The following is a 17,447-nucleotide window of genomic DNA, read 5'->3' as shown; positions in this document are numbered from 1 at the left end:
AGGCGGTTCGCGTTAGACGTCAGGTGCCCGAGGAGTACGGTGAGCGACCCCCAGCCCCCATCCGGGCCGCAGGACCCCTACCAGCCGCCGCAGCCGCCCAGTGATCCGTGGGCACCCCTGCCGCCGGTCGGGCAGCCGGCCGACGCGCAGCCCGACGGCACGTGGGCCGCCCCACCCGACGAGCCCGACAGTGCCTGGGCCACCCCGCAGCCGCCGCCCGCACCGCCGGTCTCCGGCGCACCCCAGCCTCCGGTCTCCGGTTCTCCCCAGTACCCGTCCGCCGGCTCGCCCCAGCAGCCGGTCTCCGGGTCGCCGCACTACCCGGCCTCGGGTGCCCCCCAGCCGCCCAGCTCGGGATCGCCGTACGCGCCGCACCAGGCAGCCGCTGGCGGGTACCCGCAGCACGACCCGTACCAGGCCGGTGCCGGGTATCCGCAGGCCGGTGCCGCGTACCCGTCGCACGACCCCTACCAGGCGCCCGGCGCCTACCAGCAGCCCGGACCGTACGCGTCGGGTGGCTACCAGCAGGGCGGCTATCCGCCTGGCGGCACCGGCTATCCGCCGGCTGCGCCCGGGTACCCGCTGGGCGCGCCACAGCCCAGCGGTGGTTCCGGCAGCAAGACCGCGCTGATCGTGGTGGCCGTGGTCGCCGCGTTGGCGCTGCTCTGCTGTGGCGGCGGCGTCATCGCGCTGCTGAACGGCACGGATGACGACCGGGAGACCGGCGCGCGGCCCATACCGTCGGCCGCCTCGCCGGCACCGGAACCGTCGCCGAGCGCCGCGCCGACCGAGGCCGCGCCCCCGCCGCCGCCTCCGCCCACCAACTCGCCGCCCAGCGGCGAGACGTACAACCTGAGCATCGGCACCACCCTGGTGGTGAACGACAACGACGGCACCGTCGAGATCACCGTGACCCGGGTGCGGACCGTGAACGAGGGCTGCCGGTCGTTCGCCCCCGAGCCACGGAAGGGCCGCTACCTGATCGCCGACGTGACGGCGACGGTGACCAAGGGCACGGCCTCCATCAACCCGATCTACTTCGAGTGGGTGGCGGCCGACGGGACCACGGTCAACGGCCTGGCCGGGATCCTGGCCGGCTGCGGTGAGACCATCGGCTCCGGCAACAACCTGCCGGCCGGCACCAAGCGGGTCGGCACGGTCGTCTTCGACGTCGCCGACACCAACGGCGTGGTGGAGTACAAGCCGTTGTTCCGCTCCGCCGGTTCCTGGCGGCCGTAGCGCACGCGAGGTCGTCTGCCGGCGGTACGTCGGGCGGGCCGTGCGGGACAGCCGGCTCGCCCGACGACCGGAGTGATCGTCCTGAGTGGACCTCGCTACACTCCGCCCGGTGATCAACAAGAGATGGTCGTCAGCCGCCCTGTTGGGGCTGCTGGCGGCGACCACGCTGGCCGGCCCCGCGCCGGCCCGAGCCGACGACGACCAGGCAGAACCCGTCGCCGAGCCGCCTCGCGTCCAGTTGGTGCTGGACGTGAGCGGCTCGATGCGGGCCACCGACATCGACGGACGCAGCCGCATCTCGGTGGCGCAACAGGCGTTCGGCGAGGTGGTGGACGCCCTGCCCGACGAGACCCAGCTCGGCATCCGGGTGCTCGGGGCCACCTACAAGGGCCAGGACAAGCAGCAGGGCTGCCGGGACACCCAGCAGATCGTGCCGGTCGGTCCGGTGGACCGGACGAAGGCCAAGGCCGCCGTGGCGACACTGCGTCCGACCGGATTCACCCCGGTCGGGCTCGCCCTGCGGGAGGCCGCGAAGGACCTCGGCACCGGCACCACCGCCCGGCGGATCGTGCTGATCACCGACGGCGAGGACACCTGCGCACCGCCGGACCCCTGCCAGGTGGCCCGGGAACTCGCCGCCCAGGGCACCACGCTGGTGGTGGACACCCTCGGCCTGGCACCCGACGAGAAGGTCCGCAAGCAACTGCTCTGCATCGCCGCCGCCACGGGTGGCACGTACACGGCCGCGACAAGCGCCGACGACCTCACGGACCGGCTCAAGCAACTCGTCGACCGGGCCCGAGACACGTACGCCACCACGCCGGCCAAGGTCGACGGAACCGACGTCTGCGAGGGTGCGCCGCTGCTCTCCCCCGGCGTCTACACCGACCGGGAGACCTTCTCCGAGCACCGCTGGTACCGGGTGCCGGTCCGGACGGGACAGGAACTGCGCGCCTCGGTCAGCATCGCGCTCGACCGGCCGATCAATCCCGACCACGGCGTACTGCTGCGGGCCACCGCGGCGGACGGCCGGGAACTGGTCCGGGGCGTGGACGCCGGCAGCGGACGTACCGACGTCGTCTCGGCCGGTCTGCGCTGGTCGGCCACGGAGGACGGCGACGACGCCAAGCGCGACGAGGACGCCACCCCCGCGCCGACGGCCAGCGCCACCCCGGCGGTGACCACCGTCTGTCTGGTGGTCAGCAACATGTTCTCGCCCCGGTCGGGCACCGCGAAGGACCCCGGCATTCCGGTCGAACTGACCGTCGACGTGGTCGCCGCCTCCCCCGCTCCGGACGGGCCGGACCTGGGACGCGGCTGGGTGCTGCTGCTCCTGCTGACCCTGGCCGGTCTGCTCACCGGGCTCGTCACCGGCCTGCTCACCCGCTGGTGGGTCGCCACCTGGAGGGAGAACTGATGCGTACCCGATCGGCAACCGTGGCCGCGCTGCTGGCCGCCGGCATCGTCCTGGCCCCGGGCGCGGCGCTGGCCGCACCCACCCCCACTCCCTCACCCGGTGCCGCCACCGTGACCAAGGCCGGCACCACGTTCCTCAGCGCCACCCCGATCGCGGCGGGTCAACCGGTGCGGGTGGGCGCCTCCACCGGCGAGTACCTCTACTGGTCGTTCCCGGCGGCGGCGGGCGAGACCCACGGGATCACCGCGACGGTCTCCCTCGCCGAGCAGCGCACCGGCACGTCGACGTGGACCGTGGAGGTCTTCGACGGCCTGCGCCGCCGCCAGGCGTGTACGGCCGGCGCGCAGACCCCGACCGCCGACTCCTCGGTGGGTACCGTGGCCCTCGGTTGCACCCTGCGGCGTGTCCGGCCCTGGGCGGAGCCGTGGTCCGCCGATCCGCTGCCCGGCACGTACTACGTGCGCCTGTCCGTGGTCGACGTGCCCGAGCCCGACCTGGGTCGTCCGATCGACGTGGACCTGCTGATCTCCGCCAGCGGGGACGCCGGCAGCGCCCCGGAGGACGGTCGGCTGGAAGCCCCGCTGGTGGCGCCGACCAACGCCGGTGCCGTGCTGAGCACGGAGCCGACGGTCGCACCGGTCGACGAGGACGACGACGGCTGGAACATCGACCTCACCGGGTGGCTCCCCGAGGCCGGTTCCCGCTGGATCTGGACCACCGCCGGTGGCGTCCTCGCCGCGGTGGCCGGCGTGGTCGGTTTCGCCCTGACCCGCCGCCCGTCCGCCCGGCGGGTCCGCGCGTGACCCCACCCGTCCGGTGACCCCGCCGGCAGGTCGCGCCCGGGCGTGACCTGCCGGCGGTTCCGATCAGCAGGCCTGGGGCGCACCGGAGTAGTGGACACCGGCGCGGCCGATCACCGTCAGGTCGGTCAACGCGGTGTTCGCCGACCGCCGAATGTAGCAGGAGTACCGGTGCTGATTGATCACTTCGAGGTGGATGTGTGCGCCGGAGTCGCCGTTGACCTGGTAGCAGCTGGAGTAGCGGAACCGGCCGGTCTCGCCCAGCTTGGTCCACGGCCCGACAGTCGCGCCGACCACGATGCCGGCCGGCTTGTTGGCGACGTGCATGACGTCGGCGCGGGCGATGACCGCACCGAGCCGGTCGTCCCGGGCCTCCAGCCCGATGCGGTACCCGCCGTCGGCCAGGTTCCCGGTAGCGCAACCGGCCCGCACGGTGACCACGCGGACCGAGATCGGATGACCGGCGGCGCTCTTCGTGCCGAACGGCGAGACCACGGTCGCGCCGGGGTTGCGGTAGATGTCGACCGACCAGTCGTTGAGATATCCCCAGTTCGAGAAGACCCGGTGGTGGCTCGCCGGCCCGGAGAGCCCGAAGCGGTCCCAGGTGGACGCACCCTGGATAGGCGGATAGACGCTGACCGCGTCGGCCACGGCGTGCGCCTGGCCGGCACCGGCCGGGACGAGTGCCGCGCCGACGACGAGCAGACCGACGACGGCCTGACGGACCACGCTGCTGATCTTCACTGGGCCTCCTGATCCGGGCAGCCGGGTTCGCCCGACTGCCGCCGCACCGACGCACTCGTGGCGCGTCGACGTCCACAACGGAAGCGATCAATATAGATCAGTGTCGTCGGGTGGGCCACGGTCGCCGTCGAAGGCCCGTGCCAGGAAGAGGCCCTAGTCCAGGGCGAAGGTGGCCGACGCACGCCCGGGGGCGTCCGACACGGCTTCCAGGTGCAGCAGCCCGTCGCGGTGCCGGACGTACTGGCCGGGGAAGTTCACCGCCTCCAGCGACACCTTCGCCGCGTCGGCGAGCCCGGCCCGGCGGGTGAACGTGGCGTCCTGCCGGAACAGGGTGGAGCCGTCGCTGCGCTCCGCCCAGAGCTGGTGGTTACGGTGCCGCAGGTAGTAGCCGGGATAGTTGGTCGACTCCAACGAGATCGCCGACGGGTCGGACAGACCGGCGACGATCCGGAACTGCGAGTCGGCCAGGACGGCGACGTTCGGCTCCAACCGCACCCGGAACTCCCAGTGCCGGATGTAGCGGTCCGGCAGGTCGTGCGCGCGCAACCGCACCGGGCTGAGGCCGTCCGGCACCGGTACGCCGAAGTTCGGCGTACCGTCGGCGTTCCAGTAGACCCGCTGGAGCCGGGTACGCCGGTTCGGGTCGGTCAGCGGATCGTAGCCGTTGCCGAGGTACCGCTCGTAGTTGCGGGAGTGGTAGACGATCACGTCGCTGCCGTCCTCGGCCACGGTGAACGAATTGTGCCCCGGACCCCACTGACCCGTCCGGGCGTCGCTGGCCAGCACCGGCGTGGACCGCTTGCTCCACGACGCCGGATTGAGCAGGTCGCTGGTGGCCGAGGCGGTGAGCAACCCGACCGCGTAACTGGCGTCGGTGGCGCTGGCCGAGTACGTCATGAACACCCGCCCGTTGCGGATCAGCACCGCCGGCCCCTCGTTGACCCGGTACCCCCGGGTCTCCCAGGCGTGCGTGGGGGTGGCGATCAGGGCCGGGGTGCCCGCGTACGTCCACGGGTTGGTGGCACGGGCCAGGTAGATGTTCGAGTTGCTACCGGCGTACTCGGCCCAGGCCAGATAGCGGACTCCGTTGTGGACGAACGTGGTGGCGTCGAGCGAGAAGCCGCTGCGGGCCGGTTGGAGCTGTCCACGTTCCACCCACGGCCCGTCCAACGGGTTCGCCGCACTGCTCTCCAGCACGTACGGCCGGATGGCCCAGATGTCGTCGGTGCGGCCGGCGGCGAAGTAGACGTACCACTTGCCGCCGATGAAGTGGATCTCGGGAGCCCAGATGTGCGCGCCCATCTCGCCGCTGGCGTGCTTGCGCCAGATCACCCGCTCGGCGGCGGTGGCCAGTCCCTGGAGCGTGGTGGCACGGCGCAGCACGATCCGGTCGTACTCCGGGACGGTGGCGGTGAAGTAGTAGTACCCGTCGGTGTGCCGGTAGACGTGCGGGTCGGCACGCTGCTCGGCCAGTGGATTGGTGAAGGTGACCGGGGCGGCCTGCGCCGGCACCGCCCCCACCGCCACCACGGCGCCTCCCGCCAACACCAGGACCGCCGCCATCGCCACGACCCTGCGGACACTGCGCCGCACCATAGCCCCGCCCTTCCACCACGACAGGAACACCGCCACCGCATTGATAGCGCTAACAATCACCACCGTCAAGAGAACGTCATCTATACGAAACCCCACCGCAGCACACCGCCCCCCACACGCCCCACCTCACGCCCCCCCACGCGTTGATCAAGAAGTTTGCGCCGACGACGGCACCCCGGAGCGACCAAAACCTCTTGATCAACGCGGCGGCGGGAACTTGAGGTCAACGCGGAAGCGCTGGTCTTCGCTCGCCGCGCGCACCCGGAGTACCTGAAACGGCCTGAACCGGTCAGTCGAGGCAGAACTCGTTGCCCTCGACGTCCTGCATCACGAGGCAGGACTCGTTGAAGCCGTCGGATTCCAGCAGCCGGACCCGGGCGCCGCCGAGCGCGACCAGCCGCGCGCCCTCGGCTTCGAGCGCGGCCACGCGTTCCGCGCCGACGAGCCCGGTGGCGGCCCGCACGTCGAGGTGCAGCCGGTTCTTGACCACCTTGCCCTCGGGTACGCGCTGGAAGAACAGCCTCGGACCCGCGCCGGTCGGGTCGACGCAGGCGAATGCCGCGCCCTGCCGCTCGGGCGGCAACGCGCGAGTGAACTCCGCCCAGTCGGCGAAGCCCTCCGGTGGCGGCGGCACCACGTATCCCAGCACCTCGCACCAGAAACGGGCGACACGCTCGGGTTCTGCACAGTCGAAGGTCACCTGGACCTGCTTCACGGATGCCATCGACCCACCATAGGGGTAGTTCCTCAGGCCGGGGGCCCGCCCTGCAGCAGGCGCGCGATCCGCTCGTACTCGGCGGCCATCTCAGGGGTGGCCAGGAAGTCGTCGAGGTCGGCGGAGACCTGGTGGTCGACCTCCTCGACGGAGCGGAGCGCCAGCTCGTAGAGCTCGTCGCGCTGCCCGGTCTCCAGGTACGTCGTCCAGTGTTCGAGCGCGATCAGGGCGATGAGCAGGTCCGGGTCCATGTCGCCGTCGGTGAGGGCGCCCTCCTCGATCCGCGTGATCAGCGCACGTGACGTGGCGGCGTCGGCCGTCCCGACGGTCTTCCGGGCGAGCGCGAACGCCGCCGCGGCGTCCTCGTCCAGTTCCCCGTCGGCGGCGACGTCGACCAGTCCCTCGTCGCGTACGAGGCGGGCCACCGTCTCGACGCCGAACACCCGGAGTTCGTCCTCCCCGGCCGTGTCCACGAGCCGACGGATCGCTGTTTCGAGCTGGTCGTATCGCACCACGGCAGTCTAGGGAACAGGTGAGACTTGACCCTGTCACGGTGTCAAGGTCTTCACTGGTGGTCGGAGGTGGTTCCCATCGACTCGACCGACCAGCCCACGCCCGACGCACGAGTGGTCGGCGCGTTGTCCGCCGACGACCCGTCGAGGCGGCTCAACGCGGCCCTGGCCCTCGGTACGCACCCGCATCCCGGTGCCGTGGACGTACTCGTGGCGCGCGGCGGGGTCGAACCGGACTTCTTCGTGCGCGACATGCTCACCTGGGCGCTGACCCGGCTGCCGTCGGAGGTCACGGTGCCGAGGCTGCTGGCGGAGCTCGACTCCACCCATGCCCAGGCCCGCAGTCAGGCGCTGCACAGCCTGTCCAAGATCAGGGACCGGAGCGTCTGGCCGGCGATCACGACCGCGTTGCTGCGCGACGCCGACGACACGGTGGCGCGGACCGCCTGGCGAACGGCCGTCGTGCTCGTACCCGACGCGGAGCGGTCGGCACTGGCCACGGAGCTGGCCACGCAGTTCGGTCGCGGGGACCGGGAGGTCCAGCTCAGTCTGAGCCAGGCCCTCGTCGAGCTGGCCGACGTGGTCGAGCCGGTCCTGGCGGCGGGGGCCACCCACCGGGACCCGGCGGTACGGGCGCACGCGCGCGCAACCGAACGCCTGCTGCTCGCCCCGGAGGCCGGATTCGACCTCGCCGTGCACGAGGCGAGAAGGGTCGCGGTGCTCGGCCCGGACCGGGAGGAGACACCCGGTGCTGATCGGTGAGGTGGCACGACGGTCGGGGGTGAGCGCCCGGATGCTCCGGCACTATGACGCGCTCGGGCTGGTCCGTCCCACCGGTCGCACCGTGGGCGGCTTCCGGGAGTACACCCCGGAGAACGTCCGGCGGATCTTCCACGTGGAGGGGCTGCGCTCGCTGGGGCTGTCGCTGCGGGAGATCGGTCGCACCCTCGACGACCCCGCCTTCACCCCGGCGGCGCTGGTCGGCGACCTCATCCGGCGGACCGAGGAGCGGCTGCACCGGGAGCGTGAGCTGCTCGACCGGCTCCGCACGGTCGATGCCGCCGGGCCCGCCGACTGGCCGGAGGTGGCGCGTCTGATCGAACTGCTGCACGGTCTCGGATCGGGCAGTGCCGCGCGCCGCCAGCAGGCGGTCCTGGTCGAACACGAGTCGGCCCCCACCGAGTTGCTGGCCGAGGCGGTGCTCGGCGAGTCCGATCCGCACGTCGCCGGGGCGCTGCGGTGGGCTCTCGCGCGGGCGGCCGGTGCCGGTGTGGCCCGGGTGGCGTCCGGCCTGACCTCGGGTGACGCCGAGGTGCGGCGGCGCGCGGTCCGGGCGCTCGCCGAGTTGCCGGGCGACGAGGCGAGTGCCGCCCTCGTCGACGCGCTCGCCGACGCCGAGCCGGCGGTGCGCGGACCGGCCGCGCTCGCGCTCGGCGCCCGGGGCGACACCCGGGCGGTGCCGACGCTTGTCGGTCTCGTGGTCGAGGGTCCCAACGACGTCGAGGCGGCCGAACTGCTGGGCGCCCTCGCCGAGGACGCGACGTGGGCGGAACGGATCATGACTGCGCTGGCCGACGAACTCGCCGATCCGGGCGCGGACTCGGCGGCGCGGATGCGGCTGACCCAGGCCCTCGCGGAGATGCCGGGGACCCTCGCGGCGGACACGCTGCGCTGTTTGACCCGCGACGACGACCGGCCGGTGGCGCTCGTCGCCTCGGCCCTGCTCGCCGTCCTCGACGGGCGCGACGGCGACGCCCGGAGCGCCGCGACCTGACGCCGGGTCAGGCCGGGACGTGCCCGTTCAGGTACGCGTTGATCTGGTCGATCTCCAACTGGTTGAAGATCTCGGGTTGGTCGGCGGCCTGGTTCGAGTTGATGATCCGCTTGAACAGGTTGTAGTGGGCCATCGACCGCAGCCCGATCACGCGGTTGGGGGTGACCAGGTAGCCGGTGCCGCCGGTGCTCCAGATGAGGTACATGAGTCCGTCCTTGGTGAGAATCGCGGGTGGCTGGCCGGGTGCCCCGGCGTAGGGAGCGCCGGTGAGGATCGACTCGGGGTCCACGCGGTGCCCGTTCGGATGGAAGATCTCCAGGTGCAGGTGCGGCCCGGTGGAGCGGCCCGTCGACCCGACGTTGCCGAGGTGCTGCCCGGCCGCGAGCTGGGCGCCGACCCGCACCACGGGTACGTCCCGCAGGTGACCGTAGACGCTGCGCCACCCGTCGGCGTGGGTGACCGTGGCGTGGTGACCGAGCCCGGCGGCGCTGTAGGTGACGCCGGTGACGGTGCCGGCCGCGATCGACCGGACCGGATAGCCGAGGATGCCGCCGTAGCTGTAGTCGGTGCCGTTGTGCTGCCGCCGCTCGCCGGTGATCGGGTCGACCCGTACGCCGAACGACGAGGTGATCGGGACCCACTTGTCGAACGGTCGGTTCCAGCGGGGCGTCGCCCCGTACGCCGCCTCGGCGAGCCACGCCTCCGGGATCACGCCGACGGCGAGGGTGGCGGTGATCAGGCCCAGCAGGCGCCGGCGATCGATCAGGTGACCTTCGTCCACAACTGCTCCAGCCGGTAGCCGGGACACGTCGGCCGACACCGTCGAAGCCATAACGACGATCTTCGATCGAACGGGGTTTGGAGTCTAGGTCACCACGGTGCCGGGACGCCACCCCTCAGGCGGTCGCACCGCCGTCGATCGCGATCGACGCACCGGTGATGTGCCGGCCGCCGTCACCCACCAGGTGACTGACGGTCGCGGCCACGTCGGCCGGCGACGCGTACCGCCCGAGGGCGATCTGCGTCCGCTGCGCGTCCGCACCGTCGCTGTCGGCCGGATTCATGTCGGTGTCGGTCGAGCCGGGCAGGATCAGGTTGACGGTGATGCCACGCGGGCCGAGTTCGCGGGCCAGGGCCCGGGTCAGCCCGTTCACCGCGCTCTTGGTCATCGCGTACGCGCTGACTCCGGGCGCGGGGACACGACTGGCGAAGCTGCTGCCGATGTTGACGATCCGCCCACCATCGCCCATGTGCCGCACCGCCGCCTGGGTGGCCAGGTACACCCCGCGCACGTTCACCGCGACCGCCCGGTCCAGCGCGTCGAAGCTGACCGACTCGATCGGCCCACCCGCGAACACCCCCGCGTTGTTGACCAGGATGTCCAGCCGCCCCAACTCGGCCACCGTCCGGTCCACCGCGTCGATCACCGCCGTCGGATCGGCGCTGTCCGCGCTGAGCGACAAGCCGGTCCGCCCGTACGCCTCGATGTCGGCCAGGACGGACTTCGCGTTGTCCCCCGCCGTGCGGTAGGTGAACGCGACGTCGATCCCGTCCTCGGCGAGGCGGCGCGCGACGGCGGCGCCGATGCCCCGGCTCCCGCCCGTGACCAGGGCGACCCTGCCGGCAGTTCTGACCGTCATCCCGCAATCCTGACAGTTCACTCAGGATTGCGATCATCCGGGTCGCCTGTGACGACTGGCCTTCCCGGGCTCCTCGTCCGGCGAGCCGCCGGGCACCCCGCACCGTAAGAAATCCGAAATAGACTGACAGCGCCGGTGGAGTTTCCGCCGACATAGGCTCCGGCGATGACGCGCAAACCCCTGACCTGGCTCCTCGCCGTCCTGCTGGGCGCAGGCGCGGCATTCGGTCTCTACTGGTTCCAACCGTGGAAGCTGTTCACCAACCAGGTGGTCGCCGAGACACTGCCGGAGGTCGGCGCACCCGCGCCCGAGGGTTCGCCGGCAGCGGCCGGGTCCCCCTCCGCCCAGGCGTCACCTTCCGCCGCCGACGTCTCCGTCGCGCCGAGTCCGAGGAACAGGCTGCTGGCCAGCGGAGAGTTCGTCACCCACGAACACGAGACCACCGGCACCGCCCGACTGATCCGGCTCGCGGACGGCAGTCACCGGCTGGCACTCCAGGACCTGTCCACCTCCAACGGCCCCGACCTGCGAGTCTGGCTCACCGACCAGCCGGTGATCGCCGGCCGGGACGGCTGGCACGTCTTCGACGACGGGCGATGGCTCGAACTCGACCGGCTCAAGGGAAACCGGGGCGACCAGGTGTACGACATCCCCGCCGACGCGAATCTCGACGACTTCCGCAGCGTCTCGATCTGGTGCAAGCGGTTCTCGGTGTCCTTCGGCGCGGCCGAACTCCGCAAACCGTCCTGACCTGCTCCGCGCCCGCTGCTTCGACGCCGGCCGCAGGTCGTTCGAGCGAACGGGTCGACACCTGTCGGTGTGTAGGCAGACGGCATGTCGGGTACCTCGCGCCTGATACCCCTTACCCCTGCGCAGGAGGACTCCATGACCGTCGTACTCGCCGTTGTCTGCAGCGACGGGGTGGTGATCGGCGCGGACTCCCAGATCACCGAGAGCGACCGTGGTCTGAGCTTCCCCGCCCAGAAGCTTCATCCGCTGGGCTCCTCCGCCGCCTGGGGCGGCAGTGGCGCGCGGGGCGTACTCAACGACCTGCGTCCCCTCCTGGAGGAATCGGCCACCGCCATCCTCGAAGCCCCCGACATCGGCGACGAGTTGCAGGAGCGCGTCCTGCCCATCTTCAAGAAGCACTACAAGAACTACATCCCGGACGTGCCCGGCGAGCCCAACGGCGGCGGGGTGTCGGCGTACCTGCTCGCGGTCGGCTTCAGCCAGGGCGGGCCGTGGATCGTGGAAATCAACCCAAACGGGCTCATCGGCCGCTACGAGGACGTGGGCTTCCACGCCATCGGCTCCGGCGCCCCCATGGCCCAGCAGGCCGGCGCGCTACTGTCCCACTTCCGGATGACCACGCGCACCGTCGAGTACGGCGTGGTGGGCGTGATACGGGTGCTGGAGGCGCTGGAGCGGACCTCGCCGTCGGTCGGCGGGCCGTTCAGCGTCGCGTGCATCCGTGAGGAGGGCGCGCACCACCTCGACGAGAAGGAGATCGCCAAGGCGCTGAAGGACGCCCAGCGCTGGCGCGAACTCGAACAGAAGGCGCTCGACGGGCTGTTCGACTGACACCGGGACCTCGTTCGTGATGACTCAGCGCAGCGCGGCGGCCACGGTGGCGATGCCCTCCTCGATGGCCGAGGCGGAGTTGGCCGCGTAGCCGAGGACCAGGCCGGGCGGGTACGGCCGGCGGCAGTGCCAGGACAACGGCTGCACCTTCACCCCACGGGCGAGAGTCGCCGCCGCCAACTCGGTGTCCACCACGTTGCCGTCCAGGGTGACGGTCAGGTGCAGCCCGGCCGCTGCTCCGTGCACGGTCGCCCTGGGCAGGTGACGTGCCAGGGCGGCGATCATCGCGTCCCGGCGGCGTACGTGCCGGCGGCGCAGCAGCCGCAGTTGCCGTTCCAGCGCCCCTGAGGTGATCAGCTCGGCGAGGACCAGTTGCGGCAGAATCGCGTTGCCCAGGTCGGCGTTGCGTTTGGCGGCCACCACGGGGTCCCGGTACCGGTGGGGCACCAGCAGCCAACCGATCCGCAGCGCCGGGGCGAGCAGCTTCGACACGCTGCCGGCGTAGCAGACCCGCTCCGGCAGGGTGGCCCGCAGCGCGGGCACCGGCGGGCGGTCGTAGCGGTGCTCGGCGTCGTAGTCGTCCTCGATGACCAGACCGCCGCTGCGGGCCCAGTCGGCGAGCCGGCGGCGCCGCTCGCCGTCGAGCACCACGCCGGTCGGGAACTGGTGCGCGGGGGTGAGCATCACCGCAGGTGCCCCGCTGGCGGCCAGTTCGTCCACCCGCAGTCCGGCGGCGTCGACCGGGATCGGCACCGTGTCGAGCCGCCAGTTGTCGAGATGTTGCCGGACGCCGAGGGAACCGGGGTCTTCCACGCCGACGGTGGTGATGCCGTCGTCCGGCAGCACCTGGGCGAGCAGGCCGAGCGCCTGCGACACCCCGGTGGTGACGATCACCTCGGCCGGGTCGACGCTGATCCCCCGGTTGAGGGCCAGCCACCCGGCGACGGCGCGGCGCAGCGTCGGCGTCCCGCACGGGTCGCCGTAGCCGAGGTCCGATGCGGCCAGCCGCCCCAGCACCACCTTCTCGGCCCGCAGCCAGGCCGCGCGGGGAAACGCCGCCAGATCGGGTACGCCGGGTGTCAGGTCGATCCGCGCCGGGGCGGCGCGTACCGCGTCGAAGGCGTCCGGGCCGGGCACCTGCGGGAACAGGACGGTGTCGTCCGACGATCGGACACCGGGTGTCCCCGAGGTCCGCGCCCCGCACCCCGTCCCGGCGCCCGGCGGCGCCGCGACTCCGGTGGCGACCACCACGGTCCCGGCACGGCCCCGGCCGGCGAGGTGCCCGTCCTCCACCAGGCGCTGGTACGCCTCGACCACCACCCCCCGCGACACCCCGAGATCGGCGGCGAGTACCCGGGTGGCGGGCAGCCTGGCGCCGACCGGTACCACCCCGTCGCCGATCGCCCGGCGTAGCCGGTGGGCAAGCCAGGCCGCCCGCCCACCCGCCGGAGCCTGCCCGATGTCGAGATGCAGGAAGTCCGACCCGGCGTTGACCGGGGGCCCCGCCACCACCGGAGGCGTGACCGTCCTTTCGGTTATGGACCGGTCAGGCGGGGCGGTTTTGGCACTGTCCATCGGACCATTCTGGCGACAGGGTTGCCGGTGTGCCATCACCGGACCAGGGAGCAACCTCGTGACCATCGCGTTCCTGTTGACCACGCTCGTCGTGGTCGTCACCCCGGGCGCCGGGGTGCTGTTCACACTCTCCGCCGGGTTGACCGGTGGGCGCCGGGCCGCCCTGGTCGCCGCGCTGGGCGGCACCCTGGGCACCGTCCCGCACCTGGTGGCGGCCGTGACCGGGCTCGCCGCGCTGCTGCACTCCAGCGCGCTCGCCTTCGACCTGGTCAAGTACCTGGGCGTGGGCTACCTGCTCTGGCTCGCCTTCGCCACGCTGCGGGACCGGGGTGCGATCACCGTGGACGACACCTCCCCCACCCGTCCGGCGGGCAAGGTCATCGTCTCGGCGGTGCTGATGAACCTGCTCAATCCGAAGTTGACGATCTTCTTTGTGGCGTTCCTGCCGCAGTTCGTCCACCCGGAGACGCCGGGAGCCCTCGGCCGGATGCTCGGGCTCGGCGCGGTGTTCACCGCCACCACGCTGGTGGTCTTCGTCGGCTATGGCCTGGGAGCCGCCGCCGTACGCCGACGCGTGCTCGACCGCCCCCGGGTGGCCGACTGGTTGCGCCGGTGCTTCGCCGGGTCGTTCCTGGCGCTGGGCCTGCTGCTGGCCCGCGCCGAGGCGTGAGGAGTCGAGGCGTGTACTTTCAGCACTCTCCCGAGGTCCGGGCCGAGCATCCGCCACTGGTCGCCGGCGTGCTGTACGCCGAGGGCGTCGCCGGTGAGCCGCGAGCCGAACTGCCGCTGGCCGACCTGCTGGCGCAGGCCCGGCAGCGGCTCGCCGCCGGCAGCGAAGCGGGTCTTGCGGAGATCCAGGCGTGGCGTCGGGCATTCGCCCGGATGGGGCTGGCGCCGACCAGGTACCGCTGCGCGTCGGAGTCCCTGCTGCGGCGGCTGCGTACCACCGGTGACCTGCCCCGGGTGCACCCGCTCGTCGACCTCGGCAACGCCGTCTCGGCCGCGTACGCGATCCCGGTCGGAATCCTCGACGTCGATCGCGTCGGCGGTGGCATCGAGGTTCGGCACGCCCGGGGCGACGAGCGCTACCTGACCTTGAGCGGGGCCGAGGAGCGGCCCGACCCCGGTGAGGTGATCTTCGCCGACCCGCACGGACGGGCCCACGCCCGACGCTGGACCAACAGACAGAGCGGCTGGTCGGCGGTGCGCGAGGAGACCTCCACCGTGCTGGTCGTCGTCGAGGCGATGCACGACTCGGCCGCCACGGACGTACCGCGTCTGCTGGGCACACTCGCCGCCGAACTGGACCGGGCGTGGAAAGTGCCCGCGAGGACGGCCCTGCTGACCTCGACCGCCCCGGATTTCCGGTGCGTGACGTGACGCAGCGGGCGGGCGTGGTCGGCCTGATCAGGCGGTCTCGCCCACAGTGGCCGACCAGGTGTGGCAGCAGCGCTCCGGCGGAGACCATCTGCCGGAGGATCACAAGACCATCCGATATCACCCACCGCTGCCACCCCGCCGACCGCCGACCATCCGGTCACCGTGTTTGCCACCGTCCCGCCCGCCGCCCGGCTCGTACTGTCTCGCGAGAGTCCGGGCGTTGCGGGCGGGACGTCTGCCGCTGTGGTCGGGTGCGGTCAGCAGCAGGTGCCGGTGGTGGCGGGCTGCTTGTCGGTGGCGGGGGTGTCGCAGGCGCTCGCGGTGGTCTTCTCCAGGTGGTCGGAGTCGGCCTTGACGGTGTAGACCTCCCAGGGTTCGTCGCCGGGGCCACGCACCCAGACCTTGTCCTGGAGGGCGTAGCAGCATTCGGTGCTGTTCTCCTCCAGGGTGATCAGGCCGGATTCGGTGAGGCGCCGGGTGGCGGCGTTGACCTCTTCGGTGGTGGAGACCTCGACGCCCAGGTGGTCCAGCACGGTCGGCTGGCCGGGCTCGCCCGCCAGGAGCACGAGCTTCAACGGCGGGTTCTGGACGGCGAAGTTGGCGTAGCCGGGGCGGCGCTTGGCCGGTTCGACACCGAACAGCTTCGCGTAGAAGGCCACGGAGCCTTCGAGGTCGGACACGCGCAGGGCAAGTTGAACGCGGGACATGGGCTGTCTCCTCTCGGCAGGGCCACGATCACCGCGACCCGTCCTGCCTAGATGATTTTCGAATCAGCCCCCACGTTGCCTCTTGTTTTGAAATCTGTCAACCTAGACGCATGTCGAAACAAGCCGTGCCGGTGGTCGACCTGAACGCGGTGGCCTGCTGCGCCCCGATCGCGGCCCGTCCGATGGACGACGACCAGGCGGCGGTGGTCGCCCCGATGTTCAAGGCCCTGGGCGACCCGGTCCGACTCCGGCTGATGTCGATGATCGCCTCGGTGCCGGAGATCTGCGTCTGTGACCTGACCCCGGCGTTCGACCTGTCCGGACCCACCATCTCCCACCATCTGCGGGTGCTGCGGGACGCTGGCCTGGTGGACTCCGAGCGGCGGGGCACCTGGGTCTGGTACCGGGTCCGCCCGGAAGCCTTCCGCCAGCTCGGCGCACTGCTGGACATCCCCACGGCCCCCCGGGTCACCGGGTGAGCCTCGCGCTGACCCGGCGGGCAAGCGCAGAGTTCACCGGCACGGCCCTGCTGGTCACCGCCGTCGTCGGCTCCGGGATCGCCGCCACCCGGCTCTCCCCGACGGATGTGGGCCTCCAGCTCCTGGAGAACGCGGTCGCCACCGCCCTCGCTCTGGGCGCGTTGATCCTGATGTTCGGCCCCGTGTCGGGCGCGCACTTCAATCCGGTCGTCTCGGCCGTCGACTGGTGGCTCGGCCGCCGGTCCGGGACCGGTCTGACTCTCCGGGGCCTGGCCGCCTACGTCTGCGCGCAGGTCACCGGGGCCGTCGCCGGGGCGGTTCTGGCCGCCCTCATGTTCGGGCTCCCGCCGGTCACCTGGTCCCACACCGACCGCACCGGCGGAAATCTGTGGCTGGCCGAGGTGGTCGCCACCGCCGGGTTGGTCCTCCTGGTCTTCGCCCTCGCCCGTTCCGGCCGCACCACCGTGGCCCCGGCCGCCGTCGGCGCCTACATCGGATCGGCCTACTGGTTCACCTCCTCGACCTCCTTCGCCAACCCTGCGGTCACCATCGGCCGGGCCTTCACCGACACCTTCGCGGGCATCGCCCCCGCCTCCGTGCCCGGCTTCGTCGCCGCCCAGCTCGTCGGCGGCCTGGTGGCCGTCGCCGCCCTCGCCGCCTGGTACCCCCACGCCGGGCACGCCGCCGACGCGGTGGTCGTGCCCCACCCCACCCGAGAAAGCGCAGCTCGATGACCGACAAGCCCAGCGTCCTGTTCGTCTGCGTCCACAACGCCGGCCGCTCCCAGATGGCCGCCGCCTGGCTCCGCCACCTCGCCGGGGACACCGTCGAGGTCCGCTCCGCCGGCAGCGCGCCCACCGACCAGATCAATCCCACCGCCGTCGAAGCAATGCGGGAAGTCGGCATCGACATCACCGACCAGACCCCGACCCGACTCACCTGGGACACCGCCGAAACCAGCGACGTCATCGTCACCATGGGCTGCGGCGACGCCTGCCCCGTCTTCCCCGGCAAACGCTACGAAGACTGGAAACTCACCGACCCCGCCGGCCAACCCCTCGACGTCGTCCGCCACGTCCGCGACGACATCAAGACCCACGTCACCGAACTGCTCGCCAGCATCCAGCCGGAGAACTGACACCCCACCCGCACCTCCCGGTCTCCCTGAGGGTGCCCGGGATCGGACTCGGCTTCCGGGTCACGGACCGGCACCCCGCGGACACCGCCACAGCGGCTCGTGGGTGACCCGTCCGTGGCCCCTGAGGACTCGTCCGGGGCCATGAGCCTG

General features: G+C 72.0%; 20 protein-coding genes. 12 read left to right on the top strand and 8 right to left on the bottom strand.

All coding sequences use genetic code 11. From position 1 onward, the window contains the following. Positions 1-39: 39 nt before the first annotated feature. The 3 genes from HUT12_RS03960 (at position 40) to HUT12_RS03950 (ending at position 3,459) form a co-directional block, all read left to right on the top strand. Positions 40-1,239, top strand: a complete 1,200-nt coding sequence (locus tag HUT12_RS03960; protein ID WP_176092511.1) for a hypothetical protein — start codon at positions 40-42, stop codon at positions 1,237-1,239. 109 nt (positions 1,240-1,348) lie between these two features. Then, entirely contained in the window at positions 1,349-2,656 is a 1,308-nt protein-coding gene (locus HUT12_RS03955) for a VWA domain-containing protein (RefSeq protein ID WP_176092510.1), read from the top strand. Then, on the top strand, positions 2,656-3,459 hold the full coding sequence (locus HUT12_RS03950; protein WP_176092509.1) for a peptidase: 804 nt from the start codon (positions 2,656-2,658) through the stop codon (positions 3,457-3,459). Before HUT12_RS03955 ends, HUT12_RS03950 begins: the two co-directional genes overlap by 1 nt. Positions 3,460-3,522: 63 nt before the next feature. Here HUT12_RS03950 and HUT12_RS03945 read toward each other — a convergent pair whose 3' ends face one another. From HUT12_RS03945 to HUT12_RS03930, 4 genes are all read right to left on the bottom strand, one after another. After that, the gene (locus HUT12_RS03945) at positions 3,523-4,200 is read right to left on the bottom strand and encodes a hypothetical protein (protein ID WP_176092508.1); all 678 of its coding nucleotides are present in this window, start codon (positions 4,198-4,200) and stop codon (positions 3,523-3,525) included. A gap of 153 nt (positions 4,201-4,353) precedes the next feature. After that, positions 4,354-5,796, bottom strand: coding sequence for a family 43 glycosylhydrolase (locus HUT12_RS03940; RefSeq protein WP_176092507.1), 1,443 nt, complete (start codon positions 5,794-5,796; stop codon positions 4,354-4,356). 289 nt (positions 5,797-6,085) lie between these two features. Beyond that, entirely contained in the window at positions 6,086-6,520 is a 435-nt protein-coding gene (locus HUT12_RS03935) for a VOC family protein (protein WP_176092506.1), read from the bottom strand. 23 nt (positions 6,521-6,543) lie between these two features. Continuing rightward, positions 6,544-7,023, bottom strand: coding sequence for a hypothetical protein (locus HUT12_RS03930; protein WP_131054981.1), 480 nt, complete (start codon positions 7,021-7,023; stop codon positions 6,544-6,546). A 69-nt stretch (positions 7,024-7,092) separates the two neighbouring features. Between HUT12_RS03930 and HUT12_RS03925 the strand changes: the two genes are divergently transcribed. Both HUT12_RS03925 and HUT12_RS03920 read left to right on the top strand, forming a co-directional pair. Next, positions 7,093-7,785 carry a HEAT repeat domain-containing protein gene (locus HUT12_RS03925; protein WP_176092505.1) on the top strand — a complete coding sequence of 231 codons (693 nt, stop codon included), beginning with the start codon at positions 7,093-7,095 and terminating at the stop codon, positions 7,783-7,785. Next, positions 7,772-8,797 carry a MerR family transcriptional regulator gene (locus HUT12_RS03920; protein ID WP_176092504.1) on the top strand — a complete coding sequence of 342 codons (1,026 nt, stop codon included), beginning with the start codon at positions 7,772-7,774 and terminating at the stop codon, positions 8,795-8,797. Before HUT12_RS03925 ends, HUT12_RS03920 begins: the two co-directional genes overlap by 14 nt. Positions 8,798-8,804: 7 nt before the next feature. Here the strand turns inward: HUT12_RS03920 and HUT12_RS03915 are convergent, their stop codons facing one another. Next, positions 8,805-9,578 (bottom strand): M23 family metallopeptidase, encoded by a 774-nt coding sequence (locus HUT12_RS03915; protein ID WP_176092503.1) that lies wholly within the window; start codon positions 9,576-9,578, stop codon positions 8,805-8,807. A gap of 115 nt (positions 9,579-9,693) precedes the next feature. Further along, entirely contained in the window at positions 9,694-10,437 is a 744-nt protein-coding gene (locus HUT12_RS03910) for an SDR family NAD(P)-dependent oxidoreductase (protein ID WP_131056446.1), read from the bottom strand. A 165-nt stretch (positions 10,438-10,602) separates the two neighbouring features. Here HUT12_RS03910 and HUT12_RS03905 point away from each other — a divergent pair, with 165 nt between their 5' ends. Next, on the top strand, positions 10,603-11,187 hold the full coding sequence (locus HUT12_RS03905; RefSeq protein WP_131056444.1) for a DM13 domain-containing protein: 585 nt from the start codon (positions 10,603-10,605) through the stop codon (positions 11,185-11,187). A gap of 135 nt (positions 11,188-11,322) precedes the next feature. Further along, entirely contained in the window at positions 11,323-12,018 is a 696-nt protein-coding gene (locus HUT12_RS03900; protein WP_176092502.1) for a proteasome protein, read from the top strand. 24 nt (positions 12,019-12,042) lie between these two features. On the opposite strand, the gene HUT12_RS03895 is transcribed toward HUT12_RS03900, so the two are convergent. Beyond that, positions 12,043-13,593, bottom strand: a complete 1,551-nt coding sequence (locus tag HUT12_RS03895) for a PLP-dependent aminotransferase family protein (protein WP_176092501.1) — start codon at positions 13,591-13,593, stop codon at positions 12,043-12,045. Positions 13,594-13,651: 58 nt separating this feature from the next. On the opposite strand from HUT12_RS03895, the gene HUT12_RS03890 reads away from it, so the two are divergent. Beyond that, positions 13,652-14,263 carry a LysE family translocator gene (locus tag HUT12_RS03890; RefSeq protein WP_131056307.1) on the top strand — a complete coding sequence of 204 codons (612 nt, stop codon included), beginning with the start codon at positions 13,652-13,654 and terminating at the stop codon, positions 14,261-14,263. 11 nt (positions 14,264-14,274) lie between these two features. Continuing rightward, on the top strand, positions 14,275-14,973 hold the full coding sequence (locus HUT12_RS03885; RefSeq protein ID WP_176092500.1) for a B3/4 domain-containing protein: 699 nt from the start codon (positions 14,275-14,277) through the stop codon (positions 14,971-14,973). Between the two features lie 257 nt (positions 14,974-15,230). Here HUT12_RS03885 and HUT12_RS03880 read toward each other — a convergent pair whose 3' ends face one another. Beyond that, entirely contained in the window at positions 15,231-15,680 is a 450-nt protein-coding gene (locus HUT12_RS03880; RefSeq protein WP_176092499.1) for an ArsI/CadI family heavy metal resistance metalloenzyme, read from the bottom strand. A 110-nt stretch (positions 15,681-15,790) separates the two neighbouring features. Here HUT12_RS03880 and HUT12_RS03875 point away from each other — a divergent pair, with 110 nt between their 5' ends. The 3 genes from HUT12_RS03875 to HUT12_RS03865 are packed head-to-tail and all read left to right on the top strand — an operon-like array spanning position 15,791 to position 17,297. After that, positions 15,791-16,159 (top strand): metalloregulator ArsR/SmtB family transcription factor, encoded by a 369-nt coding sequence (locus HUT12_RS03875; RefSeq protein WP_131056301.1) that lies wholly within the window; start codon positions 15,791-15,793, stop codon positions 16,157-16,159. Then, positions 16,156-16,893, top strand: coding sequence for an aquaporin (locus HUT12_RS03870; RefSeq protein WP_176092498.1), 738 nt, complete (start codon positions 16,156-16,158; stop codon positions 16,891-16,893). The genes HUT12_RS03875 and HUT12_RS03870 overlap by 4 nt, the downstream gene beginning before the upstream one ends. Beyond that, a complete protein-coding gene (locus HUT12_RS03865; protein ID WP_131056297.1) occupies positions 16,890-17,297 on the top strand; it encodes an arsenate reductase ArsC in 408 nt (135 codons plus the stop codon). The genes HUT12_RS03870 and HUT12_RS03865 overlap by 4 nt, the downstream gene beginning before the upstream one ends. Positions 17,298-17,447 lie beyond the last annotated feature (150 nt).

This window comes from Verrucosispora sp. NA02020 (assembly GCF_013364215.1).
Taxonomy (GTDB): domain Bacteria; phylum Actinomycetota; class Actinomycetes; order Mycobacteriales; family Micromonosporaceae; genus Micromonospora.
The sequence above is the reverse complement of the archived record's forward strand: the minus strand, read 5'-3'. Positions and strand labels throughout refer to the sequence as shown.